Source organism: Mycobacterium sp. 852002-51057_SCH5723018, from assembly GCF_001667035.1.
In the GTDB taxonomy this organism is placed as follows: Bacteria; Actinomycetota; Actinomycetes; order Mycobacteriales; family Mycobacteriaceae; genus Mycobacterium.
Window position 1 is genome coordinate 39,950 of record NZ_LZIR01000074.1, and the last position, 24,578, is coordinate 64,527.

The following is a 24,578-nucleotide window of genomic DNA, read 5'->3' on the forward strand; positions in this document are numbered from 1 at the left end:
GCCGGAAAGGATGATCATGGCCAATTTGGGTTACCAGGCGATTGACGTCGACAACCACTACTACGAGCCGCTGGACGCCTTCACCCGTCACCTGGACAAGAAGTTCAAGCGCCGCGGCGTGCAGATGCTCAGCGATGGCAGGCGCACCTGGGCGGTGATCGGGGACCGCGTCAACCACTTCATCCCCAACCCCACCTTCGACCCGATCATCGTGCCGGGCTGCCTGGACCTGTTGTTCCGCGGCGCAATCCCCGAAGGCGTCGATCCCGCCTCGCTGATGAAAGTCGAGCGGCTTGCCGACCACCCCGAGTACCAGAACCGCGATGCGCGGGTCGCCGTGATGGACACCCAGGACATCGAGACGGTGTTCATGCTGCCGACTTTCGCCTGTGGCGTCGAGGAGGCGCTCAAGCACGACATCGAGGCGACGATGGCGTCGCTGCACGCGTTCAACCTGTGGCTCGACGAGGATTGGGGCTTCGATCGGCCCGATCACCGCATCGTGGCCGCGCCGATCATCTCCCTGGCCGATCCGGCCAAGGCGCTCGAAGAGGTCGAGTTCGTGTTGGCGCGGGGCGCCAAGCTGGTGCTGGTGCGTCCGGCACCGGTGCCCGGCGTGGTCAAGCCCAGGTCGCTGGGCGATCCCAGTCACGATCCGGTGTGGGCGCGGCTGGCCGAGGCGGGGGTACCCGTGGGCTTTCACCTCAGCGACAGTGGCTACCTGCACATTGCCGCCCAATGGGGCGGCAAGTCGACCTTCGAGGGGTTCGGCGAAAAGGATCCACTGGATCAAGTTCTCCTCGACGACCGGGCCATCCATGACACGATGGCCTCGATGATCGTGCACGGCGTGTTCACCCGCCACCCCAACCTCAGGGCGGTCAGCATCGAAAACGGCTCGTACTTCGTACATCGGCTGGTCAAGCGCCTGAAGAAGGTGGCCAACAATTATCCGCGGCACTTTCCCGAGGATCCGGTGGAGCAGCTGCGCAACAACGTGTGGATCGCCCCCTACTACGAGGACGACCTGCCCGAGCTGGCGAAAGTCATCGGCGTCGACAAGATCCTGTTCGGTTCCGACTGGCCGCACGGCGAAGGCCTGGAGTCGCCGGTGTCGTTTGTGGACGAACTCAAGGGCTTCAGCGATTCCGACATCCGAAAGGTCATGCGCGACAACGCTCTAGACCTGCTCGGCGTTCAAGTCGGGTCGGCTGCTTGATTATTCGAGGCTGGCTGCGCTAGTGAGCGAATGGACCGTCGGGGCAGTGTTCGACGCGATCGCCGATGCCGTTCCCGACCGCCTGATGACCGTGTGCGGAAACCGCCGCAGCACGTTCGCGGAATCGGCGGACCGAACCAATAGGCTGGCAAATTACCTCAGCGGCAACGGGTTTGGCGCGCATGCCGAACGTGGGACGCTGCAGCCGTGGGAATGCGGTCAAGACCGGGTCGCGCTCATCATGTACAACGACCTGTACGCCGACATGGTGATCGGGTGCCTCAAGGCGCGCACCGTTCCGGTCAACGTGAATCACCACTACGCGCCAGGCGAGATCGCCGACCTGCTCGACTATGTCCGGCCCCGGGGGATCATCTATCACCGCTCACTGGGCGCGCGGTTCGCCGACGCGCTGGCCGGCGCGGGGGCCGAACTGTTGGTGTCGATCGACGATGCAAGCGGCACCGCCGAACTGCCCCGAGCGGTGTCGCTGGATGAGGCCTCGGCGGCCGCCGATCCCGGCCTGCACCCGGAGGGGTCGCCCGACGACCTGATCATGATGTGTACGGGCGGGACCACGGGCCGCCCCAAGGGAGTGCTGTGGCGTCAGAGCGACATGTATGTGTCGTCGATGGTGGGCGCCGATCACCACAGCGTCACCGAGATTCATGACAAGGTTCGCGACGGCGGTCCGCCGTGGTTCGCGGTTTCTCCGCTGATGCACGCCGCCGGAATGTGGACCGCGTTCGCGGCGCTGTGCGCGGGCCTGCCGGTCGTGCTCTACGACGACCGCAACAAGCTGGACGTACGGTCGGTGTGGGAAACCGCCGAGCGCGAGAAGGTGGGCATGATGACGATGGTCGGCGACGCATACGCCGGGCCGCTGGTCGCCGAGCTGCGCGCGCATCGCTACGACCTGTCCTCGCTGAACGCCATCGGCACCGGGGGAGCCGCGACCAACGCGAAATACAAACGCGCGCTGATGGACTGCCTGCCGCACGTCACGATCATCGAGGGCTACGGGTCTTCGGAGAGCGGCAATATGGCGTTCGGACACAGCCGCGACGGCACCGCCAGCGAAACGTTCCAACCCAGGGTCGGCGCCACCGTCGTCTCGGCCGACCGCAGCCGGTTCCTGCGGCCCGGTGAGGAAGAAATCGGCTGGGCCGCCAGGACGGGCCGGATTCCGCTCGGCTACTTCAACGATGCCGAGGCCACCCAGCGGACTTTCCTGGAGATCGAGGGCCGGCGGGTGGTGATACCCGGTGATCGGGCTTCACTCGAAAAGGACGGCACCATCCGCCTTTTCGGCCGCGACTCGCTGGTCGTCAACACCGGCGGCGAAAAGGTCTTCGTCGAGGAGGTCGAAGAAGTGCTGCGCGCGCATCCCGGCGTCGCCGACGCCCTGGTGGTCGGGCGCCCGAGCGAGCGGTGGGGGCAGGAAGTCGTGGCGCTCATCGCGGTACACCCGGACGCCGAATTCGGCGCGGACGAGCAGACCCTATACGCCCTGTGCACCTCGCAACTGGCGCATTTCAAGGCGCCCAAGGCTTTCATCTTCGTCGAGCAGATTGAGCGCCTCGGCAATGGCAAGCCGAACTACCGGTGGGCCAATGAACGAGCCAAACAGCAGGTCTCAGCGTCATGAACACCAAAGCGATCGACTGCCTGATCAACGTGCACTTCGGCGAGGCCGAATCCCAGCCCACCTGGATGCTCAAGGTCCGCGACGACTACTTCAAGGGACCGGAGTCGATGTTCGCTCCGGTCGACCTGTCCGGGCTGCTCGACGAGATGGATGAGCAGGGGGTGCAGAAGGCCATCCTGATGGACTCGATCACCAACCCGTCCACCACCGCGCGTAAGTTCGTCGAGGCCAAGCCGGACCGGTTCGCGCTGGCCATGGGTGGGGTCAACCTGCTGCGCCCGGTGCGGTCGTTGCGCGAATTGACCTCCGTCGTCGGTGACCTGCCGGTCGCGTATGCCGTTGTGGGGCCGAGCTTTTGGGGTGATGGGCAGTATCCGCCCAGCGACGCCGTCTACTATCCGCTCTACGCCAAGTGCGCCGAGCTCGACCTCCCGCTGTGCGTCAACACCGGCATTCCGGGACCGCCGATACCGGGGGAGGTGCAGCATCCGATGCATCTGGATCGGGTGTGCGTGCGGTTCCCCGAATTGAAGCTGTGCATGATCCACGGGGCCGACCCATGGTGGGACATCGCGATCCGGTTGCTGCTCAAGTATGCCAACCTGCGCCTGATGACGTCGGCATGGTCGCCCAAGCGGTTGCCGGAAAGCCTGCTGCACTACATGCGAACCCGCGGTCCCGACAAGATCATCTACGCGTCGGACTGGCCGGTGTTGCGCCTGCGCCGGGTGATCCCGGAAGCTCGCGCCCTGGACCTCCCGCCCGAGGTGCTGGACAACTACCTCTACAACAACGCGCAAGAGTTTTTCTTCGGGAAGGAACGCTGACCATGGACCGCTTCGAACTGCGCAGGCTCGACTACAGCCTCTCCGAAGACCACGTCGCTCTGCAGGACGCCTACAAGCAGTTCTTCAAAACGCACTGCTCGATCGAAACCGTCCGCGCGGCAGAGGCTTCCGGCTTCGACAAAAACCTGTGGGAGCGGTTGTGCGCGATGGGTGCGACCACCATGGCCCTGCCGGAGTCGTGCGGCGGGGACGGCGCGACGCTCGTCGATCTCACCCTGGTGGCCGAGGAGATCGGCCGGTCGCTGGCGCCGGTCCCGTGGATCGACCACGTGTGCGCCGCGCGGCTGCTGGCGCGCCTGGGGGAGCTGGACGCCGACACCGCCGGACTGGCCAACGGCGAACAGCTCGCCGCGCTCGATGCGCGCATCGACAGCCCGAGCGGCATCCGCCTGATTCCGACGGGGTCGATCGCCGACCACATCGTCGTCCGCGACGGCGACGAGGTGGTGCGCCTGACCTTCGGCACCCGGCCTGCGAAGGTCGACAACATCGGGCGGTTGCCGATGGCGTGGGTGGACCCGGCCGCCGCCGACACTAGCACGGTCGTCGCCCAAGGGCCGGCGGCGCTGGCCGATTACGAACGGGCCCTGGACGAATGGCGGTTGTTGACTGCCGCGGCGCTGGTGGGTCTGGTCGAGGAGACGATGACGATCGCGGCGGAATTCGCCAAGTCCCGCTACACCCTGGGTGTGCCCATCTCCACGCTGCAAGCCATCTCCCACCCGCTCGCGAACATGGCCATCACGGTTCAGGGCGGCCGTAACCTCGCCCGGCGGGCCGCCTGGTTCCTGGACAACGAACCCGACGAACGACCCGAATTGGCGCCGTCGGCCTTCGTTTTCATGGCCGAGGAGGCCGCCAAGGCAGCGACGATGGCCGTCCATATCCAAGGCGGCCTTGGCGTTTCGGCCGAAGCCGCGGCGACGGCGTACCTGGTGCGCGCCAGGGGCTGGCCGCTGGCGGGCGGCGATCCAGGCCTCGCCGCCCAGCGGATCGCCGAGATCGTGGCCGCGCGTGAGAGCGCACCGCAGTCGGCTTAAGCCGGCTCAAGACAGGAGCGAAACGATGGATTTCTCCCGGGTCGAGCTGTCCGGCGAAGATCGGGCCTTCCTTGAGGAGGCGCGAAGCTTCCTGAGCACACACGTCACCGAAGAGGTGCGGCGCCGCGACCGCGAGACCGGCGACAACTTCGACGAGGGTTTGCATCTGAAGTTAGGCGCCGCAGGCTATCTGGAGGCCGAGTGGAAGCCCGAATCCGACGGCGGATTCAGCCGGGTGCGGCGGCGCATCTGGGAGCTGGAGAAGCGGCGGGCGCACGTGCCGTGGGTGACCTGGGGGACCACCGCCATGGTGGCGCGATCGGTGGACAAATTCGGGTCACCGGAGCTGCGTGATGAGGTGCTGCCCAGAGTCTTTAGCGGCGAGGTTCGGCTGTGCCTCGGCTATACCGAGCCCGAGGGCGGCTCCGACGTCGCCACCTGCAAGACCCGCGCGGTGCGGGAGGCGGACGGGTCGAGCTGGATCATCAATGGCTCCAAGATGTTCACCACCGGGGCACACAACTGCCAGTACGTGTTCCTGATCACCAACACGGCCCCGGAGGCGCCAAAACACAAGAGCCTGACCATGTTCCTGGTTCCGCTCGATTCGCCGGGCGTCGAGATCCAGGGCATCCGCACCGTGGACGGCGACCGCACCAACATCGTCTACTACAGCGACGTCCGCGTCGACGACAAATATCGGCTGGGTGAGGTGAACGCCGGCTGGACCGTGCTGCGCGAGCCGCTCAACGTCGAGCACGGGGCGGTGGCGGCGGCGCCGGACGGGCTGCAGGACACCTCGATCATGATGCACCAGGCCGGTTCTATGGCCGACGCGGTCGACAAGGCCGCGGCGCGCATGACCCGACCCGACGCCGACGGACGCCGGCTCGTCGACGACAAGTCGGTTGCGTATCGATTGGGCCGCAGCGTGGCCCGGTTGGAGTTCGCGCTGTCAGCCCCGAGCATCTTCGGCCGGGTGGCCATCGCGCAGACGATGCGGGACATCTCGCCGGACCTGATGGACATTCTCGGCGCCGCATCCACCCTGCCGTTCGGGACGGACGGGGCCGCCGACGACGGCAGGGCCGAGTACGCGTACCGATTCGCTCCGCTGGTGGGGATCTACGGCGGCACGCTTGAGGTGTTCCGCAACATGATCGCCCAGTATGTTCTCGGGCTGGGCAAGCCGGCCTATGCGCCGCCGGTGAAGAAGGCTTGAGCGCAAGCGGCGTGTCGTCGCAACAGCTACACGTTGGGCGTAGCAGCCGCCGCGCTAGTGCGCCACAGTGGCCTGCTCGGCGCCGATACCGGTGAGTGAGCGGACCTCCATCTCGGCGTTGCGGCCCGGATCGCCGCGGTCGGGCGACGACAGCGTGCCGACGATGCCGAGGACGAACGCCAGTGGGATCGAAACGATTCCGGGGTTGGCGAGCGGGAACCACGCGAAGTCGGCGCTGGGGATCATCGCGGTTTTCGTGCCCGACACGGCAGGGGAGAAGACGATCAATACGATCGTCGAGATGAGACCGCCGTACATGCTCCACAGCGCACCGCGGGTGTTGAACCGCCGCCAATAAAGCGAAAACAGGATCGTCGGCAGGTTGGCCGAGGCGGCGATCGCGAACGCGAGCGCCACCAGGAAGGCGACGTTTTGGCCGTTGGCCAGGATCCCGAGCGCTATGCCGAAGATGCCGAGCACGATGGCGGTGATGCGGGAGACTCGGACCTGTTCTCTCTCGGTGACCTTGTGGCGCTTGATCAGGCTGGCGTAGATGTCATGGGCGAACGACGTCGACGCGGTGATCGTCAGCCCAGCGACCACCGCGAGGATCGTCGCGAACGCGACCGCGGAGATGACCCCGAGCAGGACCACGCCGCCGAGGTGGAACGCCAGCAGCGGCGCGGCCGAATTCTGGCCACCCGCGGACTTGAGGATGCGGTCGGGCCCGACGATGGCGGCGGCACCGTAGCCCAGCGCCAGCGTGAACAGATAAAAGGCGCCGATGAGGCCGATGGCCCAGACCACCGACCGGCGCGCTTCTTTCGCGGTGGGCACGGTGTAGAAGCGCATCAAGACGTGCGGCAGGCCGGCGGTGCCCAGCACCAGCGCAAGGCCCAGCGACAGCAGGTTGATCTTCGAGGTCGTCGACCCGCCGTACTGCGCGCCCGGCGCCAACACGTTGCGGCTGGCGACGCCTTTGGTGGTCGCGTGCGACACCGCCGACTGCGCCGACCCCAGGATGTCGGAGAAGTTCATGCCGAACTTGGCCAGCACCATCACCGTCATCGCCGCGGCGCCGACGATCAGCAGCACGGCCTTGATGATCTGCACCCACGTGGTGCCCTTCATGCCGCCGACCAGAACATAGACGATCATCAGGACACCGACGACTGCGATGACGATCGATTCGCCGAGGCGCCCTTTGACATTGAGCAGCAGGGCAACCAAACCTCCCGCGCCGGCCATCTGGGCGAGGAGGTAGAACAGCGAGACGGTGAGCGTGGACGCCGCTGCTACCAGCCGCACCGGGCGCTGCCGGAGCCGGAAGCTCAGCACGTCCGCCATCGTGAATTTCCCTGTGTTTCGGATTAATTCGGCCACCAGCAGCAAAGCCACCAGCCAGGCAACCAGGAATCCGATTGAATACAGGAACCCGTCGTAGCCGTACACGGCGATCGCGCCGGCGATGCCGAGGAAGCTGGCCGCCGACAGGTAGTCGCCCGCGATGGCGATGCCGTTCTGCGGTCCGGAGAATGCGCGGTCAGCGGTGAAGAACTCGGTCGCGGTGGCGTTTCGCCGGCTGGCCCGGATCACCACGTAGAGGGTGATCAGGACGAAAACGCCGAAGATGGCAAGGTTGGCAACGGGATTGCCGATCGCCCCCTGCCCGGCGGCCAGATACCTCATGACGCCTGCACTTCCGACCGAATGGCGGCGGCCCGCGGATCTAGCTCCCGGTCGGCGAACCGCACGTAGAGCCCGGTGATGATGAAGGTCGTCAGGAACTGTCCTAGCCCGATCAGCAATCCGACGTTGATGTTGCCGAACACCTTCGTCGCCATGAAGTCGTGCGCGAAGGCGCCCAGGAGCACGTAGGCGGCGTACCAGGCGAGGAAGAGCGCCGTCATAGGGAAGACGAAACGCCGTAGTCTGCGTCGCAGTTCGGCGAACTCGGTGCTGGCCTGGATGGTCATGAACTGCTCGCTGCTGGGTACTGGGACGTGCTCTGGTAACTCGGTTGTGGACAACACAACTCCTGACCTCGACTGTGGGCCCCCCTGCGGCGATAGCCTACGAGCACACGTGACCAGATTCGGAGTCTCGTTTGTCCCGCGGGGAGTAAATTAACCGCCGCGTTGCCGGGCATGCACCTGGCGGCCATCCCCACGATTCCTGATCTTTATCGCGCCGGCACTTCGGGCGGTTACGTCGTCAGGATCGTCGCCGCCGCGGTGCCGGGCGCGCCGTAGAGCTGAGCGAACCCGACGCGCGGCTCACCGGCCACCTGGCGATCGCTCGCCTCGCCGCGAAGTTGACGCACCAGCTCGTGGATTTGGCGCAGGCCCGACGCCCCGATCGGCTCGCCGTTGGCGATCAGCCCGCCGTCGGTGTTGATCGGCATCGAACCGGTGATCTCGGTGGCACCGTCGGCCAGTAACTTCTCCTGCTCACCGTCGGTGCAGAAGCCGCATTCGGCCATGTGGATGATTTCCGCGCCGGCATCGGTGTCCTGCAGCTGAATGACGTCGACGTCTTCCGGTGCCACACCGGCCTTTTCGAACGCCGCCCGCGAGGCGTACACCGTCGGCGATACGTCCTCGTCCACCGGGGCGAAGGTGGTGTTCACTTCGTATGCGCCGTAGCGGCGGGTGCGGACCTCGACCGCCCGCAAGAAGATCGGTTTGGCCGTGTGGCGGTGAGCAAGGTCCGCGCGACACATCACCACTGCGGCAGCACCCTCGTCGGGCGCGCAGAACATGTACTGGGTGAGCGGGTAGTTCAGCATTGTCGAGTTGAGGATGTCCGCTTCGGGAATCGGCTTGCGGCGGAATGCGTTCGGGTTGCGGGCGCCGTTGCGGAAGTTTTTGGCGGCCACCTTGGCCAGCGTTTGCTGCGAGATGGCGTGGTCATGCAGGTAGCGGTTGGCCTTCATGCCGAAGAACTTGGTGGTGAGGTACTGCCCGTTCTCGGCATACCAGCGCGGCATGCCGACCAGCGCCGGATCTTCGGTAAAGGCGCCGCGCGGATGCTTGTCCATGCCCACGGCAATCCCGATCTCGTAGTCGCCCAACCGGATTCCGTCGGCGCAGGCCTTCGCGGCGCTGGCCGCGGTCGCGCAGGCGTTGAACACATTCGTGAAGGGAATGCCCGACAGTCCGACCATCGCGACGATCGCGTCGGGGTTGGCGACCGTCCAGCTGCCTCCCGTGGCGGCTTGAATATCCTTCCACTGCACGCCCGCGTCGGCGACCGCGAGCTGGATGGCGTCCGCGCCCATCTCCATGGCGGACTTGCCCTCGAAGCGACCGAAGGGGTGCAGTCCCACCCCGATGACAGCAACGTCATTCATGAGCGCCGCTCCTCCTCATCGCTCCGCTCTGCATCGTCGCCGGCGCGGTTCACGCTATGGCTCCGGCATCCTTGAGCTCGGCGATTCGGTCCCAATCCAGGCCGAGTTCCATCAGGACGATCTCCGTGTGCTCGCTTGCTTGCGGCGCCCGCGTCGTCACCAGCGGCTCGTGGTTGAACTGGATGGGGCCCCGCACGACGCGGAATGGCTTTCCGCCACTGGCCAGCTCGACTTCGGCGATCATGTCGTTGGCGATCGCCTGCTCGTCGTCGACCAGGTCGAGAAGGCTCTGGAACGGCGCCCACTGGCCCTTCATCGTCTTCAGGTGCTGGCGCCAGTAGTCAAAGGGCTTGGCGGCGAACGCCTTCGCGATGAGTTCGGCGGCCGCATCGGCGTTTTGGATCAACGGGAGCACGTCGGCGAAGCGGGGATCGTCGGCGGCCTCGGGGATGCCCAGATGCTCGAAGGTGTCCCGGATCAGGCCGGTCGGGCTGATGATGCACAGGTTGATCGTGCCGCCGTCGGAGGTTTCGTAGTTGCCCATGAAGGGATTCACCGACGGGTTGCCGGAGCCCGGCATGGGCGTGCGCATGACCTCTCCGGTCTCCATGCCCTGCGTGACGCTGGCGCCGGCCGCCCACCAGGCCGTGCTCAGCAGCGACACGTCAAGCTCGAGGGCCTCGCCGGTGCGCTCGCGATGCAGCAACGCGGCCGAGATGCCGCCGGCGATGAACATGCCGCCGATGGAGTCACCGAACGCCGGAATGCCCTGTCCCAGTGCGCCGCCCAGCTCCTCCGGGGTCAGCGCGTAGCCGACGCCGCTGCGCGTCCAGAACGCCGTCCCGTCATAGCCGCCGACGTCACGCTCGGCACCCTTGTCGCCGTACGCCGAACCCCGCGCGTAGACGATGTTCGGGTTCACCGCGCGAATGTGCTCCACGTCGAACTTGTGCTTCCGCCGCTGCGCGGGCATGTAGTTGGTCAAGAACACGTCGGAGGCTTTGGCCAGTTCGTGGATCACCTCCTGGCCGCCCGGCGTGGACACGTCGATCCCGACGCTGCGCTTGCCGCGGTTGGGATGCTCCATAAGCGGATGCCGGTCCGGGTTGACCTGGATGCCGCCCATATTGAGGAAGCCGCGTTGGGTGTCGCCGCGCACCGGGTGCTCGACCTTGATGACGTCGGCACCCCAGTCGGCGAGAATGGCTCCCGCCGCCGGGACGAACGTGAACTGCGCGAGCTCGAGGACCCGAAACCCCTCCATTACCTTGATCATTTCCGGACCCTACTTCGCGTCGAACGTCACCGGAAGCGCCGTCGGGGAACGGAACGGCTGGCCGTGGATGTGCGGGTCCTCCTCGGTCCGGAGCTTGACGTTGGTCAACCGGTTGAGCAGGCATTCCAGCGCCACGCGGGTTTCCAGCCGCGCCAGGTGCAGACCCAGGCAGGTGTGCTCTCCGGCGGCGAAGGATATGTGCGGCATGTGCTTGCGGAAGATGTCGAATTCCTCCGAGCGTTCCCAGCGCCGCTCGTCCCGATTCGCCGAGCCGATGCACACGCCGACCACCGAGCGCGCCGGGATCTCGACGCCCTCCAGCTCGGTGTCCTCGGTCGTGAAGCGCTGCACGGTGGTCAGCGGCGTCTCGAAGCGCAACCCCTCCTCGATCGCCTGGCCGATCAGCTCGCGGTCGGACTGCACTGCGGCGAACTGATCCGGATGAGCCAGCAACAGGTACAGCAGGTTTCCCGACGACCGGTACGTGGTCTCCAGCCCGGCGGGCAGCAGCAGCCGCAGGAACGAGTAAATCGCTTCGTCGCTGAGGCTTTCGCCGTCGATCTCCGCCGTGACCAGGTCGCCGATGATGTCCTCGGTGGGTTTGGATTTACGCTGCTCGATCTGCTCGAGGAAATAATCCTTCAACGCCGCCGACGCCTCGAAGGCGCGTTCGTAGTTGACGTTGTAGCTGATCAGCTCCACGGCGCGCTTGCGAAACATCGGCAGGTCTTCGGCCGGCAGCCCCAGCAGTTCGGCGATTACGCGGGTGGGGAATTCGAAGGTGAATTGCCGGACCAGGTCGGCTTGGCCGGCATCGAGGAACTCGTCGATGAGCGCGTTGCAGATGGGCCGCACGATGGTGGGCTCCCACCGGGCCAGCGCTTTGGACTTGAATGCCGCGGACACCAGGTTGCGATGGTCGCGATGCTTCTTGCCGTCCATCGCCAGGATGGTCGGCCCCATGAACAGCCCGATCGTTTTGTCGTACGGCTTCGAGCTGAAGACGCGGCCGTCGCGGAACACCCTGTTCACCGCGTCGAACGACATCGCAGAATATTCGCGCTTGGGCTGCAGCGACTGGGGCGTCTTGGAGTAGTCCATCACCGTCCCACAGAACGCGCCCGACTCCCGGCGCTTGCGGGCGAAGAAGGGGTAGGGGTCGCGCAGATCAACGGCTTGGTCCCCGGTGTGCACGTCGGTCGTCACCTAGATCTCCAGCATCCTAGTGAATGAAGCGGCCCGTGCGTACGATCGTACTGTAATTCTTACAGTAGACAATATGGGCACCACGCGGTTGCGCGGCGAGTCAGCGGCCGACGTTGGCCGCGCGGGGGTTCGTCAGTCTCGCGGCGCGCGCCAACAGGCCGGCGTATCCCGCACCGAGGAGCCGAGGCATCGCCGCCATCGCCCGTCCGTCGGGTCCGATCAGGATCCTCGCTCTGTTTTTCTCGGCCCCTCGCAGAATGACCCGGGCGGCCTTGTCGGGAGAGGTGAGCGCCGCCCGTTCAAAGAGTTTCGCGGCCAGCTCCGGCTCCTCGGTATCTGCGGTGCGCATGTTCGCCCCGAAGTTGGTGCGCACGACGCCGGGGTGCACGCAATGCACGGTCACCGGGCGCCGTTCGATGATCATCTCCTGACGAAGCGCTTCCGTGAGCCCACGCACCGCGAACTTCGAAGCGCTGTAGGCACCTTGGTAGGGGACCGCGATGAGACCGAAGGCGCTGGACAGGTTGACCAACCGCGCCGGGCGCTCAGAAGAACCCGACTCGATGAGCCGCGGCAGGAATGCCTTGGTCCCGTTGACGACGCCGCCGATGTTGATGCCGATCAGCCAGTCGAAGTCCGCCCAGGACATGTCGGCGACGCTGGCGAAGAGATCAACGCCGGCGTTGTTGAAGACCATCGAGGCGGGACCGAGCCGGTGGCGGACGTCCTCCGCGTAGGCGAATACCGCGTCGCGGTCGGTGACATCCACCCGGAAAGTCGTCACCTGGTCGGGGCGGCAAGCCGCTTGGGTTTCGGCCAGACCCATTTCGTCGATGTCGGACGCGGCGACGTGTGCGCCTTCTTGGGTGAGCGCGCGCGTCAACGCCCGCCCGATGCCGGAACCGGCGCCCGTCACAACGGCGACGCGGTCTCGGTACTTCACCCGTTCACCGCCTGCTCGCTCGCCCATCGGTAGTCGGCCTTGCCCGACGGGCTGCGCTCGATCGCGCTGCGGAACACGACCGCCTTGGGAAGCTTGTAGCGGGCCAGGGACTCTGCGGCGTGCGAGATCAGCTCGTCCGCGTCGGCGTGGGCCCCGTCGGCGAGCGCGACGACCGCGACGACCTCCTGGCCCCAGCGTTCGCTCGGGCGCCCGGCGACCACCACGTCGGCCACCGCGGGATGCGACGCGATCGCGGTCTCCACCTCCTCGACAAAGATCTTCTCGCCGCCGGAATTGATCGTCACCGAATCGCGTCCCAGCAATTCGATCACGCCATCGGCGCGGTGGCGCGCACGGTCGCCGGGCACGGCGTAGCGCACGCCGTCGATCACCGGGAATGTCTTGGCGGTCTTGGCCGCATCGCCCTTGTAGCCCAGCGGAACGTAGCCCCGTTGCGCCAGCCAACCCATAGCGTCGTGACCCGGTTCCAGGATTGCGGTTAGGTCCTCGGACGCCACGAAGGTGTCCGGTCCGGCGTTGAATGTGCCCGTCGACACCGCCCCCGACATCGACATGTGGTGCATCTGCGCGCCCGTCTCCGACGATCCGACGCCATCGACCACGACGGCGTTGGGCAGTGCCTCGATCAAGCGTTGCTTCACGTACGGGGTGAGCAAGGCGCCGCCGTTGGCGACCACCGCCAACGACGACACGTCGGCGACTCCTTTTTCGATGGCCGCGAGCAGAGGCCGCGCCATCGCGTCACCGACCACCGTCACCACCGGCACCCGCTCCCGCTCGATCGTGCGGACTACGTCCTCGGCGTCCAAATGATCGACAACGGACGGAAAGACGACGGACTGTCCGGTCGTGATCGCCGTCATCACGCTCCACTGGGCCGCACCGTGGATCAGCGGCGGCAAGATCAGCAATTTGGCGCCGGGCCCGGTGGCCAGCCTTGCGACGATCTCCTCGACAGAGCCGGACGGCTCACCGGTCATCAGGTTTCGCCCGCCGAACGATGTCATGAAGATGTCGTGTTGGCGCCACAGCACGCCCTTGGGCATGCCCGTCGTGCCACCGGTATACAGGACGTACAAGTCGTCGGGCGAGTGCTGCACCGGCGGCGGTTCTGGCGAACTGGATGCCAGGGCGGTCTCGTAATCGACCGCGCCGTAAAGCAAGTCGTGACCGGAGTCGTCGGCGATCTGAATCAGCACCCGCAGCCGCGGCAGGTCCGGCAGGATTTCGGCCACCCGGGGCGCGAACGCGGCATGGTAGATCAGGGCGGTCGCCCCGGAATCCTTCAGCAGATACTGCAGCTCGCTCTTGACGTATCGGAAGTTGACGTTGAAGGGGGCAACGCGCGCCTGGAAGCCGCCAAGCAGCGCCTCGACGAATTCGTTTCCGTTGTAGGCATAGAGGCCGAGCAGGTCCTGACCCACCTCGTGGCCGGCCAGTGCCGAGCGCTCGGTGTGACACCCCAGGCCCCGCGAGTGCAGGTATGCGGCGAGCCGGTTGGACCGCTCGAGGATTTGGGCGTAGGTGTAGCGCTTTTCACCACGGATCACCAGCTCGCGGTCGGGGATCGCTGCGGCGACGGCCGTCGCGACTTCGGGAACCGTGAATTGCGTTGCGCTGTCGGACATTCTGCCTCTCAGGGCTGGTGGGGTAGCAGGCGGACCATGAGGCCGTTGGCCTCGCTGAGCAACGTGCCGTCGGTCGCGGTCATGGTAGCGCCGATGAAGAACTTCCTGCCGTCGACGTTGGTGATGCGGCCCCGGGCGGTCAGCGGCTCGTCGATCGGGGTGATGTTGCGGTAGTCGACATGCAGGAATGCGGTGCGGGTGGGCGGGCACCCTGCGGTGGAGACGACCATCCCGAACAGCCAGTCGTAGAACAGCGGGATCACGCCGCCGTGCACGGCGCTGTTCCCGCCCACGTGGGCTCGGGTGAAGTGTCCGTCCATGGTGACCCCGTTGGGCCCGGATTCGGTGACCAGCCACGGTGGCATCAGGGGATGGCCCAGCCCGGGCAGTTCGATGACCCGGCCGGCGGGTGCCAGGCCTTCCGGCACCTGGTGGTCCTCGATCAACGTGCAGGCGTTTTCGACGTGCTCGGCCGCGGCGGCCCACAGCGCGGAGTCCGGGTTGGTGGAGACGGTGAGATCCTGGAGGCGCCGCATCGCGGCGACGAACCTGCCCAGCTCGGGTGGCACATGGTCGACCGGCTTGATCTCGGGAAACCCGCCGCGCACCGCCGGCGTGGTGTCGGTCATTGCTGCCCCCACACCTGGAGCAGCTCGTCGGTCGTGGTGATGGTCGCCAGCAGCGACAGCGTGTTGGCGATGATGGCCTCTCCGTACTCGGTGGGCACGCCGGCGACGGCGTCGCGCGGCACGACGACACGATAGGCCGCATTGACCGCGTCCATGACGACGTTGGGAATCGCGATGTTCAGCGAGACCCCGACCACGACGATGGTGGACACCCCGAGGTTGCGCAGCACGGCGTCGAGGTCGGTGCCGCCCATCGGCCCGACGCCATGCCAGCGGCTCAGGACCAAATCGGTTGGCTCGGGGCCCAATTCGGGCAGCAGAGCCGCACCGGGAGACCCGGGAGCAATGTCGACCTGGCTATGTCCGGGGCCGCCTGCGATGGCGAAGATCTTGGCGTTGTGGTTGGAGCCCAGCCCGTCGGGCCGTCGCCGCACCAGGCAATGGACGACGCGCACCCCGGCCGCCCGCGCCGCCGGTAGCAGTCGCACGATGTTGGGTAGCGCGACACGACGCGCCTCCTCGGCGAGCACCGCCAGCCCCGCGTGCGGGCCGATGACCGCGCCCTGGCACTCCTGGGTGACGACCGCGGTGTGCGCAGGCGCGGCGAGGTCGGCAAGCTTGGGCGTCATGCGGGCGCCGCGGCTGCGGGCGGGACATCGTAGAACTGGGTGGCCCACTTGCGCAGCGCCATATACCCTTTCGCGTCGACCTTGGACAGCGGCGGACGTTCCACGTATCGCTGGTAGCGCCAGATTTGTAGATCATCGAAGACCGTGGACAGGAACTGCTTTTCGATGAGCTCGCGCAGCTCGCCCCGCGGCACGTCAGCGGTGTCGCCGGGAGTTCGCGGCCACCAGATCGAGTAGAACAGATCCGAACACCCATCGTCGACCGGCGTGCAGGTGAAGATCAGCCGGTGGTTCTGCGCGCCCTCGAAAACGCTGATCGCCCCGCCGAGGCCGAACAGGTGGCTGTGGAACCGCAGCGCCAGATCGTCGGGATCGTCACTGCGCGCGTCCGGCCAACCGGCGATGAATTGCCACTCGTGGTCGACGATCTTCCAGTCCAGCACCCTGGGCGTCACCGTGGCGTGGTGCACGTATTCGAAATGGGCGCTGTCGGGGGCGTTCTCCGCCACGATCTGCGGATGCACGGGTTCGCGCTCGGCGCGACGGGAGAACTCGGGGTATGCGCGGTAGTAGGCCGCCGGATCCGTCTCGAACTGCGGAAACTTTTTGAAGATGTCCGGCATCTCCCACTGCGGCTCCTGGCCGTCGGGGTGATGCCAGACGAACACGCAGTCGTACTGCTCCCGCACCGGAAACACCCGCAGCCGCAGCGCGCGGTTGGGCCGGTCGGGTTGGTAGGGGATGTATTGATTGGTGCCGTCCGGGCCCCAGCGCCATCCATGGAACGGGCACTGGACGCAGTCGCCCATCACCTTCCCGCCGTGGCCGAGGTGCGCGCCGAGGTGTTTGCAGTGGGCTTCCAGCACGTGCAGCTCACCGGACTCGTCGCGGTAGGCGACCAGGTCCTCGCCGAAGTACCGCAGCGGCCGGACCTCGCCGATCGGGAATTCCGGAGACCATCCGACCATGAACCACCCGGTTACTTTCCAGGTGAACGGCACTTTCACGGCGGCGCCTCTCGCGATCGTTGATACTAAGCGCGTTACAGTATAGATTTCAGCAGTTCGGTCAGCGCGCGGCAAGGAGCTTTATGGGTGGAGGGGCCGTCCGGGCGACCGACACCGGCTGCACCGGCTTCAAGTTCGGGTAGGTGAGTGGTATGTCGTGGGCGACGCGCGGGCTGGGCTTCACCGGCGAGCTGGCCCGCGAACTCGGGATGCTGCTGCCGCGTACGGTGGCCGGTCTCAACGAATCGACCGGCTGGGTTCCCGCATCGCCACGTGGTTTTCGCCAGTTCGGCGAGGTCATGCTGGATGAGCTTGTGCTAAGCGGCTTTTCGCTGCTGAACGGGAGCCCCCCGACGATGCGGCCGCTGACCGGATGTACCGCCGCGGCCGAGGAACTGTCGGCGCTGGGCATCGACGGCGCGCACGCCGACCCACCACCCTTGCGACCGACGTCGGTGCAGCGGCGCCGCATCGCGGGGCTGGGCTACGAGCGGATGACGTTCGAACACGATCCGGGGCTGCCCGCGACGCTGGAAGCCGCCGGCCTGGGCGGCCCGGCGCGGGCCTTGGCACACGTGTGCCGGCACCGCGGCGGCCCGAGGCCGTGGCTGATATGGGTGCACGGCGCCGGTCAGGGCGGCACGGAGGACTTGTTGCTGTCCCGGATCGGTCGGATACACCACAAGCTGGGGTTCAACGTCGCGATGCCGGTGCAGCCCGGCCACGGCTGCCGGCGCCGGGAATGGCCGGCCTATCCCGACGTGGATCCCTTGGGCAATGTCGCGGGCATGATGCGTGCGGTGTCGGAGGTGCGCGCCGTGGTGCGATGGGTGCAGCCGCAAGCCTCAGCCATTGTCGTGGCCGGGATTTCGATGGGCACCCCGGTGGCCGCGTTGGTCACCCACCTCGAGCGGCAGGTCGACGCCGTGGCGTTGTACACGCCGATCCTGGGGCTCAACGCGATGATTGCGCGGCACCTGGCGCGGTGGGGTCAGTCCCGCGCGGGGCTTTCCGAATTGCTGGGATCCCCGGAGGTCTCGAAGCTCACCTCGGTGATCGATCCGCTGGCGGTCGACCCGGCGCCGCCACCGCATCGCCGCCTCATCGTCGGGGCGTGGCACGACCGGATGGCCATGCGCCAACCCGCGGTCGCGTTGCACGAGCGGTGGGGTGGCCAGCTGTACTGGTACGACGGCGGGCACGTCGGCCACGTTTTCTCCCGGCGCGTGCTGGGGGTCACCGAGCGGTTCCTGCGCGCGGTGTCCGGCTGATGGCCACGCGGACGGCGCGCGAGGTGGTCGAGCTCTACAACCTCGTGGTCTGGAACGAACGCAACCTCGGGCTGGCCGGGGAGTTGTTGGGCGACAACGTGATCCGGCACGGTGTGGGCGAGTCGCAGACGCTGACACACGCGCAGGCGGTCCAGCGGGTGGCCGACGTGTGGCGACTATTCGACGCCGTGCGCTTCGACCTGAACGTCGTCGTCGCCGGGGACGACGGCGAGCACGTCACGATCGTCTACGACTCGACGATGACCACCCAGGACGGCACCGAAACCAACATCGGCAGCATCGAGGTGTTCCGCGTCGTTACGGGCAGGATTACCGAGGTGTGGAACTGCGGCTACCAGCAAGGGGTTTGGAAGTGAGCGAACGCGCGCTGGACGAGTTGGGTTATTACCTGCTGGCCGGCGCCGGCGGTGAGGGACCGGCGACCCTGATGGACGAGGCGCGCCGCGGCGAGGAGTTGGGCTTCGGCACCGCATTCATCTCCGAGCGCTGGAACGTCAAGGAAGCGTCGTCACTCGTCGGGGCGGCGTGCGCGGTGACCACCCGGATGCAGATCGCAACCGCGGCAACCAATCACAACACGCGCCATCCGCTGATCACCGGAGCCTGGGCGACGACGATGCACCGGCTCTCCGGCGGCCGGTTCACGCTGGGCATCGGGCGCGGCATCGCCGCAATCTACGGGGCCTTCGGCATCCCCGCGGTCACCACCGCGCAGATGGAAGACTGGGCGCGGGTCATGCGCCGCCTGTGGCACGGCGAGGTGATCTTCAACCACGACGGCCCGATGGGCAAGTACCCCATCCTTTTCCTGGACCCGGACTTCGACGAGGACATTCGGTTGGCGCTGGTGGCATTCGGGCCGCAAACACTCGCGCTCGGGGGCCGGGTGTTCGACGACGTCATCCTGCACACCTACTTCACGCCGGAGACGCTGCAGCGGTGTGTGGCGACCGTCAAGTCCGCCGCGGAAAAGGCGGGCCGCGATCCCGCCGGCGTGCGGGTGTGGTCGTGTTTCGCCACGGTCGGTGACCACCTTCCCGAGCCGCTGCGGCTGAAGAAGACCGTTGCGCGCCTGGCTACGTATTTGCAGGGCTACGGCGATCTGTTGGTGCGCACTAATGACTGGGATCCCGCCGTCCTGCAACGGTTTCGGGAAGATCCGGTGGTGACGTCGATCGCCGGCGGCATCGACCACAAGGCCACGCCCGAGCAAATTGAGCACATCGCGACGTTGATTCCGGACGAATGGCTCGAACCGTCGGCGACCGGGTCGGCCCAGCGGTGCGTGGACCGCATCCGCAAGGAGTTCGACTACGGCGCCGACGCGCTGATCATGCACGGGGCGACACCCGATGAGCTCGCGCCCGTGGTCGCGGCCTACAGGGCGGCCACGCCCTGGCCGCGAGCGTGCGCAGAATGACGCGCTGGACCGGCGTGTCGCGTACAAACGCGCACGGTCGCGCCGAAAAGCTCACGGCATGATGACGGTCCGCGCCACCGGTTCGGCCGCGGCCTGCCGACTGGACAGCCCCCGCTGCAGGGACGCCAGCAAGGCGTCACGCGTCTCGCGGGGATCGATGAGTTCGTCGAATCCCATGTGCTCGGCCGACCGATACGACGCCTGCAGCTCGGCGTTGCGCAGCTTGACGGAGAGGTCTTCGCCGGCGTTCGACGCGCGGCTGAGCGCCGCCGCGCTCATCGCGCCCATCGTCGCGCCCGGATAGGCAAACGTTGCGACCTGATGGTCGAAACCCAGCAGCGACATCACCATGGAGCCGAACCCGTACGCCTTGCGGAGTGTGAGGTGCAGCTTCAGCGTGGTCGCCGCGGTCTGCGCGGCGAACATCCGCGCGCCGGCGCGCAGCACGCCGCTGCGCTCGGAGCGGCTGCCGGGCAGCATGCCGGGGTTGTCGGCGAGGAAGACGATGGGCAGGTGAAACGAGTCGGCCACGGTGATGAAATGCGCCGCCTTGTCGGCCGCGTCGGCGTCGATGGAGCCGGCCAGCACCTTTGGCTGGTTGGCCACCACCGCCACCGGATGGCCACCGAGGTGGGCCAGCGCGCAGATGATCGCCCTGCCGAACTGCGGCTGCACTTCGAACCAGTCGGGACCGTCGAAGACGACATCGAGCACCGCGCGCATGTCGTAGACGCGGCGGTTGTCGCGGGACACGATGTCGAGCAACTCTGGGGTCGGACGCGGCGCGGAAGATTCGGTGGGCGGCAGTGACGGCGGGTATGACCACGCGCTCGGCGGAAAGTAAGACAAGTAGCGGCGGATCTCGTCGATCACCGCTTCGTCGTCCTCGGCGACGTTGTGGATGACACCGCTGGCCAATGCCACGTTCGGGCCGCCCAGGTCCTCCTTCGAGATGTCTTCTCCCGTCGACTCTTTGACGACGGGAGGCCCGGCGGTGAAGATCGCGCCCTGCGCGCTCATGATCCGGAAGTCGCAGACCGGCGCCACCAGCGCGCCGTGTCCGGCGGAGGGGCCGAGCACGGCGGCGACGGTCGGGACGCGACCCGAGCACTGCGTCTGGGCGAGCAGATCTGTCGGGCTGCGTCCGTAATGCCCGCCGGTGGGACGAAAGCCGGCGCCTTCGAGCAGCATCACCAGCGGAACCTTGTCCCGTAGCGCCAGTTCGGCGATGCGGTACCGCTTGGAGTTGCCGCCCGGTCCGATGCTGCCCGCCATGGTGGTGAAGTCCTCGGCGCCCAGCATCACGGGCGAACCGTTGATCTCACCGGAGCCGACAACCAGCCCGTCGGCGGCGATGTCGCCGCCCACCAGCGTGCCGAATTCGCGGAACGTGCCCGGATCCAGGAGCCGCTCGATTCGCGCTCGGGCGTCGAGCTTGCCCTTGTCGCGATGCTTGTCGAGGCGCTCGGGACCGCCCATCGCAAACGCGTGCCGACGGCGACGCTCTAGATCCTCGAGCGTTTCGCCCCAGTCCTGGGCTTTCGTCATGCTTCTGTCCTACCTCATGGGCGGCCGTCGCGCGCATAGTTGTAGGGAGCAGGGTCACATACTGGATCGCTTACTGTAAAGTTGCCCGCATGGCTACCGCCCCCCGTCTCAAGCTCGACGGGGGCATTCCCAATCGACTCGCGCGAGTGCCCGAGGCGGCCTGCGCTCTGGAAAGGGACGGGTACGACGGGGGCTGGGCCTTCGAAACCAGTCACGACCCGTTTTTGCCGCTGCTGCTGGCCGCGGAACACACGTCGCGACTGGAGCTGGGCACCAACATCGCGGTGGCGTTCGCGCGAAATCCGATGATCGTCGCCAACATCGGCTGGGACCTGCAGGAGTATTCGCGTGGCCGGTTCATCCTCGGGCTGGGCACCCAAATCCGGCCGCACATCGAAAAACGATTCAGCATGCCGTGGAGCCATCCGGCCCGCCGGATGTGCGAATTCGTCGCCGCGCTGCACGCGATCTGGTCGGCGTGGAGCGAGGGCACCAAGCTCCGGTTCGAGGGCGATTTCTACACGCACAAGATCATGACGCCGATGTTTACGCCCGAGCCCCAACCCTATTCGCCACCCAAGGTTTTCCTCGCCGCCGTCGGCGAGACGATGACCGAGACGTGCGGCGAGGTCGCCGACGGCCACCTCGGCCACCCCATGGTCTCCAAGCGCTACCTCGACGAGGTGACCTTGCCGGCACTGCTGCGCGGCATGCAGCGCTCCGGCCGCGATCGAAGCGACTTCCAGGTGTCAGCCGAAGTGATGATCGCGACCGGCGAGAACGACTCCGAGCTGGCGGCCGCCACCACCGCCGTGCGCAAGCAGATCGCGTTCTACGGGTCCACGCCGGCGTACCGCACGGTACTCGAACTGCATGGGTGGGGCGACCTGCACACCGAACTGCACCGTCTGTCGCTGGAAGGCGAATGGGACACGATGGGTTCCCTCATCGACGACGAGATGCTGACCGCTTTCGCTGTCGTCGGCCCCGTCGAGACCATCGCCGCGGCTCTGCGCGGCCGCTGCCAGGGCGCGGTCGACCGCGTCATGCCGATCTTTCCGACCGCAACCCGGGCCTGTATCACCGCCGTACTGAAGGAGTTTCGCGAGTGAACACGACGACGATCGACGAGGCCGCCAACCTGCTGGCCGATCCGTTGGCGTACACCGACGAGCAGCGGCTGCACGCGGCGCTGAGGCACCTGCGGGCCAACGCGCCGGTGTCGTGGGTCGACGTGCCGAACTATCAGCCGTTCTGGGCGATCACCAAACACGCCGACATCATGCAGATCGAACGCGACAACATGCTGTTCACCAACTGGCCGCGTCCCGTCCTGGCGACCCGCGAGGGCGACGAGTTGCAGGCCAACGTGGGCGTGCGGACGCTGATCCACCTGGACGACCCACAGCACCGGGTGGTGCGGGCGATCGGTTCCGATTGGTTTCGGCCGAAGGCGATGCGCGCGTTGAAACTCCGCGTCGACGAATTGGCCAAGACCTACGTCGACAAGATGATGGCCGTCGGTCCCGAGTGCGACTTCGTTCAGCAGGTCGCGGTCAATTACCCGCTCTACGTGATCATGTCGCTGCTCGGGCTGCCCGAGGCCGACTTCCCGCGCATGCTAACGCTGACCCAGGAGCTGTTCGGCGCCGACGACTCGGAGTTCAAGCGGGGCACCACCAATGAGGATCAGCTGCCCGCGTTGCTGGACATGTTCGGATACTTCAACGCGGTGACCGCGGCACGCCGCGAACACCCGACCGAGGATCTCGCGTCGGCGATCGCCAACGCCCGCATCGACGGCGAACCGCTGTCGGACATCGACACCGTGTCCTATTACCTCATCGTCGCGACCGCGGGCCACGACACCACCAGCGCGACCATCTCCGGCGGCCTGCAGGCGCTGATCGAGAATCCCGACCAGCTGGAGCGCCTGCGCGACAACCTCGATCTGATGCCGCTGGCCACCGAGGAGATGATCCGCTGGGTCACCCCCGTCAAGGAGTTCATGCGCACCGCGACAAAGGACACCACCGTGCGTGGAACCCCGATCGCCGCAGGCGAATCCGTGCTGATGTCGTACGTGTCGGCCAACCGCGACGAGGAGGTCTTCGACGACCCGTTCCGCTTCGATGTCGGGCGCGACCCCAACAAGCATCTGGCCTTCGGCTACGGCGTGCATTTTTGCATGGGTGCCGCCCTGGCTCGCATGGAGGTCAACAGCTTCTTCTCCGAGTTACTGCCCCGACTCAAGTCCATTGAGCTGGCCGGTGATCCGCAGCTCACGGCCACCGTCTTCGTCGGCGGTCTCAAGCACCTGCCCGTCCGTTACTCGCTGACCTGAGCCGGCCGGTCTAGATGGCGGCCGAGATCTGCTTGAGCAGTGCCGGGCCATGATTGTCGGCGATCACCACCGGCTCGCCCTTGTCCCAGTAGCCGTTGACCAGGATCGCGATGCCCAACGGCTCCCGTCCCGGGCCCGGCGGAGTGAAGCCGATCCAGCACGAGCAGCCGCCCACCGATGTCAGACCGTCCTTCCAAATGATCTGCGGCGAGCCGGGTTCCACCTGCCACGCCAGGCCCATGTGCGCCGGCCCCCGCTTGGCTTGCCCGCACATGTCCACCGACAGTGGCGCGGGCCGCGTCGTCGAGGCCAGCCCGGTCATCAGGGCCGGCGGCCCGTTCACCGCCCCGAGGTGCGCCAACAACCAGGTGTGCATGTCGGCGGCCGACGATTTGATATCCGAAGCGGCGCCGGCCGACACCTCGCGGCCGTTTGGAAAGGCCCGCGGCAGCGGTGCCCCGTCGGGAACGACCGTCACGGTGTCGGGCATGTTCAGCGGCGCGGTGATCTGATCGCGCAGGATTCCCGCATACGACGCGCCCGCGCCGGCTCGCCCATACCCGGCGGCGGCGGCGAAACCCAACGTGATGAAGCCAAGGTTGGAATAGGCCCAGCAGCTGCCCGGCTGCGGGCCGTCGTGAGTCCGCCAGGCATCCATCAGGCGGGGCGGCGCCGTGGACGGGTCCTTGAGAAACAGGCCGATGCCGTCCTCCGGGCCGGTGGAGTCACGAGCCAGGCCCGAGGTGTGCTGGGCCAGCATCCTGGGGGTGATCCGCTGCATCGTCGGGCTGAGATCGCCGCTGCCGCCGAGGTATCCGCCCAGATACCGGTCCATTCCCGCGTCCCAGTCAAAGCAGTCCGGGCGCATCGCCACGCCGTTCGCGAACAGCGCGGCCGTGAAGGTCTTGGTGAGCGACCCGATCCCGAAAACGGTCCTGGCGGTGGGCGGGGTCTTTTCGGCCACGCTGCCGTACATGTAGTAACGCTCGAATTGGTGGTCGGGGTATGCGAAGGCCACGGCCACTGCGTATTTCGACCCGGGCGCCTTGGCCCGCAGATTGCCCAGCAGTGTGTGCGCGTGGTCGCCGATGATCCGGTCCAGGTCGCCCTGGGTGAGTCTGATTGGCGGGCGGCTCTGCGGGACGTGGTTCGGCGTCGGGGCCGCGGAGGCGGCGGATGCGGTGGTGGCGTTCGGTTGGGCGGGCGGCGTCGCCGGCGCACCGCAGCCGGCCAGGCTTCCCGTGAGGCCGAGCGTCCCCGCTTGCGCGGCGAGCCGCCCGAATTCGCGACGCGAAATGCCGCCCAT

General features: G+C 66.9%; 22 protein-coding genes. 10 read left to right on the forward strand and 12 right to left on the reverse strand.

The features are described from left to right. Positions 1–16 precede the first annotated feature (16 nt). Genes A5764_RS15245 through A5764_RS15265 form a run of 5 tightly spaced genes read left to right on the forward strand, consistent with a single transcriptional unit; the run spans position 17 to position 5,977 of the window. Entirely contained in the window at positions 17–1,219 is a 1,203-nt protein-coding gene (locus A5764_RS15245; RefSeq protein WP_067114387.1) for an amidohydrolase family protein, read from the forward strand. A gap of 22 nt (positions 1,220–1,241) precedes the next feature. Continuing rightward, positions 1,242–2,867 (forward strand): acyl-CoA synthetase, encoded by a 1,626-nt coding sequence (locus tag A5764_RS15250; RefSeq protein ID WP_067114342.1) that lies wholly within the window; start codon positions 1,242–1,244, stop codon positions 2,865–2,867. Beyond that, the gene (locus A5764_RS15255; protein ID WP_067114343.1) at positions 2,864–3,694 is read left to right on the forward strand and encodes an amidohydrolase family protein; all 831 of its coding nucleotides are present in this window, start codon (positions 2,864–2,866) and stop codon (positions 3,692–3,694) included. The genes A5764_RS15250 and A5764_RS15255 overlap by 4 nt, the downstream gene beginning before the upstream one ends. 2 nt (positions 3,695–3,696) lie before the next feature. Beyond that, on the forward strand, positions 3,697–4,755 hold the full coding sequence (locus tag A5764_RS15260) for an acyl-CoA dehydrogenase family protein (protein WP_067114344.1): 1,059 nt from the start codon (positions 3,697–3,699) through the stop codon (positions 4,753–4,755). 25 nt (positions 4,756–4,780) lie between these two features. After that, the gene (locus A5764_RS15265; protein WP_067114345.1) at positions 4,781–5,977 is read left to right on the forward strand and encodes an acyl-CoA dehydrogenase family protein; all 1,197 of its coding nucleotides are present in this window, start codon (positions 4,781–4,783) and stop codon (positions 5,975–5,977) included. 54 nt (positions 5,978–6,031) lie between these two features. Here the strand turns inward: A5764_RS15265 and A5764_RS15270 are convergent, their stop codons facing one another. The 10 genes from A5764_RS15270 to A5764_RS15315 form a co-directional block, all read right to left on the reverse strand. Beyond that, the gene (locus tag A5764_RS15270; protein ID WP_067114346.1) at positions 6,032–7,666 is read right to left on the reverse strand and encodes a cation acetate symporter; all 1,635 of its coding nucleotides are present in this window, start codon (positions 7,664–7,666) and stop codon (positions 6,032–6,034) included. Beyond that, positions 7,663–7,953, reverse strand: coding sequence for a DUF485 domain-containing protein (locus A5764_RS15275; RefSeq protein WP_156664699.1), 291 nt, complete (start codon positions 7,951–7,953; stop codon positions 7,663–7,665). Before A5764_RS15275 ends, A5764_RS15270 begins: the two co-directional genes overlap by 4 nt. 230 nt (positions 7,954–8,183) lie before the next feature. Next, complete coding sequence (locus tag A5764_RS15280) at positions 8,184–9,329, reverse strand: thiolase family protein (protein WP_067114347.1); 1,146 nt, start codon at positions 9,327–9,329, stop codon at positions 8,184–8,186. Positions 9,330–9,378: 49 nt separating this feature from the next. Beyond that, a complete protein-coding gene (locus A5764_RS15285) occupies positions 9,379–10,593 on the reverse strand; it encodes a CaiB/BaiF CoA-transferase family protein (protein ID WP_067114389.1) in 1,215 nt (404 codons plus the stop codon). 21 nt (positions 10,594–10,614) lie between these two features. Next, positions 10,615–11,811: a cytochrome P450 gene (locus A5764_RS15290; protein WP_067114348.1), complete on the reverse strand. Its 1,197-nt coding sequence runs from the start codon at positions 11,809–11,811 to the stop codon at positions 10,615–10,617. Between the two features lie 100 nt (positions 11,812–11,911). After that, the gene (locus A5764_RS15295) at positions 11,912–12,754 is read right to left on the reverse strand and encodes an SDR family oxidoreductase (protein ID WP_067114349.1); all 843 of its coding nucleotides are present in this window, start codon (positions 12,752–12,754) and stop codon (positions 11,912–11,914) included. Further along, positions 12,751–14,403 carry an acyl-CoA synthetase gene (locus A5764_RS15300; RefSeq protein WP_067114350.1) on the reverse strand — a complete coding sequence of 551 codons (1,653 nt, stop codon included), beginning with the start codon at positions 14,401–14,403 and terminating at the stop codon, positions 12,751–12,753. Before A5764_RS15300 ends, A5764_RS15295 begins: the two co-directional genes overlap by 4 nt. A gap of 8 nt (positions 14,404–14,411) precedes the next feature. Then, on the reverse strand, positions 14,412–15,032 hold the full coding sequence (locus A5764_RS15305) for a PaaI family thioesterase (RefSeq protein ID WP_067114351.1): 621 nt from the start codon (positions 15,030–15,032) through the stop codon (positions 14,412–14,414). Beyond that, positions 15,029–15,661: a cysteine hydrolase gene (locus A5764_RS15310; RefSeq protein ID WP_067114352.1), complete on the reverse strand. Its 633-nt coding sequence runs from the start codon at positions 15,659–15,661 to the stop codon at positions 15,029–15,031. Before A5764_RS15310 ends, A5764_RS15305 begins: the two co-directional genes overlap by 4 nt. Beyond that, positions 15,658–16,668, reverse strand: a complete 1,011-nt coding sequence (locus tag A5764_RS15315; RefSeq protein WP_067114353.1) for a Rieske 2Fe-2S domain-containing protein — start codon at positions 16,666–16,668, stop codon at positions 15,658–15,660. Before A5764_RS15315 ends, A5764_RS15310 begins: the two co-directional genes overlap by 4 nt. Before the next feature lie 152 nt (positions 16,669–16,820). Here A5764_RS15315 and A5764_RS15320 point away from each other — a divergent pair, with 152 nt between their 5' ends. From A5764_RS15320 to A5764_RS15330, 3 genes are read left to right on the forward strand one after another with little or no spacing between them, the layout of a single operon-like run. Then, entirely contained in the window at positions 16,821–17,939 is a 1,119-nt protein-coding gene (locus tag A5764_RS15320) for a PHB depolymerase family esterase (RefSeq protein WP_067114354.1), read from the forward strand. Continuing rightward, on the forward strand, positions 17,936–18,316 hold the full coding sequence (locus A5764_RS15325) for an ester cyclase (RefSeq protein WP_197501456.1): 381 nt from the start codon (positions 17,936–17,938) through the stop codon (positions 18,314–18,316). The genes A5764_RS15320 and A5764_RS15325 overlap by 4 nt, the downstream gene beginning before the upstream one ends. Continuing rightward, a complete protein-coding gene (locus A5764_RS15330; RefSeq protein ID WP_067114356.1) occupies positions 18,313–19,380 on the forward strand; it encodes a TIGR03857 family LLM class F420-dependent oxidoreductase in 1,068 nt (355 codons plus the stop codon). The genes A5764_RS15325 and A5764_RS15330 overlap by 4 nt, the downstream gene beginning before the upstream one ends. Before the next feature lie 51 nt (positions 19,381–19,431). On the opposite strand, the gene A5764_RS15335 is transcribed toward A5764_RS15330, so the two are convergent. Further along, positions 19,432–20,928 (reverse strand): acyl-CoA carboxylase subunit beta, encoded by a 1,497-nt coding sequence (locus tag A5764_RS15335; RefSeq protein WP_067114357.1) that lies wholly within the window; start codon positions 20,926–20,928, stop codon positions 19,432–19,434. Between the two features lie 89 nt (positions 20,929–21,017). On the opposite strand from A5764_RS15335, the gene A5764_RS15340 reads away from it, so the two are divergent. Continuing rightward, on the forward strand, positions 21,018–22,040 hold the full coding sequence (locus A5764_RS15340; protein WP_067114358.1) for an LLM class F420-dependent oxidoreductase: 1,023 nt from the start codon (positions 21,018–21,020) through the stop codon (positions 22,038–22,040). A gap of 11 nt (positions 22,041–22,051) precedes the next feature. Continuing rightward, a complete protein-coding gene (locus A5764_RS15345; RefSeq protein WP_067114390.1) occupies positions 22,052–23,272 on the forward strand; it encodes a cytochrome P450 in 1,221 nt (406 codons plus the stop codon). A 10-nt stretch (positions 23,273–23,282) separates the two neighbouring features. Here the strand turns inward: A5764_RS15345 and A5764_RS15350 are convergent, their stop codons facing one another. Then, positions 23,283–24,578 carry a serine hydrolase gene (locus A5764_RS15350; protein ID WP_067114359.1) on the reverse strand — a complete coding sequence of 432 codons (1,296 nt, stop codon included), beginning with the start codon at positions 24,576–24,578 and terminating at the stop codon, positions 23,283–23,285.

Excerpts from the sequence above, each read along its gene's own strand:
- A5764_RS15285 (WP_067114389.1), bottom strand. The coding sequence starts at position 10,593 with ATGGAGGGGTTTCGGGTCCTCGAGCTCGCGCAGTTCACGTTCGTCCCG.
- A5764_RS15340 (WP_067114358.1), top strand. The coding sequence starts at position 21,018 with ATGGCTACCGCCCCCCGTCTCAAGCTCGACGGGGGCATTCCCAATCGA.
- A5764_RS15310 (WP_067114352.1), bottom strand. The coding sequence starts at position 15,661 with ATGACGCCCAAGCTTGCCGACCTCGCCGCGCCTGCGCACACCGCGGTC.
- A5764_RS15300 (WP_067114350.1), bottom strand. The coding sequence starts at position 14,403 with ATGTCCGACAGCGCAACGCAATTCACGGTTCCCGAAGTCGCGACGGCC.
- A5764_RS15305 (WP_067114351.1), bottom strand. The coding sequence starts at position 15,032 with ATGACCGACACCACGCCGGCGGTGCGCGGCGGGTTTCCCGAGATCAAG.
- A5764_RS15270 (WP_067114346.1), bottom strand. The coding sequence starts at position 7,666 with ATGAGGTATCTGGCCGCCGGGCAGGGGGCGATCGGCAATCCCGTTGCC.
- A5764_RS15265 (WP_067114345.1), top strand. The coding sequence starts at position 4,781 with ATGGATTTCTCCCGGGTCGAGCTGTCCGGCGAAGATCGGGCCTTCCTT.
- A5764_RS15335 (WP_067114357.1), bottom strand. The coding sequence starts at position 20,928 with ATGACGAAAGCCCAGGACTGGGGCGAAACGCTCGAGGATCTAGAGCGT.
- A5764_RS15255 (WP_067114343.1), top strand. The coding sequence starts at position 2,864 with ATGAACACCAAAGCGATCGACTGCCTGATCAACGTGCACTTCGGCGAG.
- A5764_RS15280 (WP_067114347.1), bottom strand. The coding sequence starts at position 9,329 with ATGAATGACGTTGCTGTCATCGGGGTGGGACTGCACCCCTTCGGTCGC.
- A5764_RS15245 (WP_067114387.1), top strand. The coding sequence starts at position 17 with ATGGCCAATTTGGGTTACCAGGCGATTGACGTCGACAACCACTACTAC.
- A5764_RS15260 (WP_067114344.1), top strand. The coding sequence starts at position 3,697 with ATGGACCGCTTCGAACTGCGCAGGCTCGACTACAGCCTCTCCGAAGAC.
- A5764_RS15350 (WP_067114359.1), bottom strand. The coding sequence starts at position 24,578 with ATGGGCGGCATTTCGCGTCGCGAATTCGGGCGGCTCGCCGCGCAAGCG.
- A5764_RS15275 (WP_156664699.1), bottom strand. The coding sequence starts at position 7,953 with ATGACCATCCAGGCCAGCACCGAGTTCGCCGAACTGCGACGCAGACTA.
- A5764_RS15320 (WP_067114354.1), top strand. The coding sequence starts at position 16,821 with ATGTCGTGGGCGACGCGCGGGCTGGGCTTCACCGGCGAGCTGGCCCGC.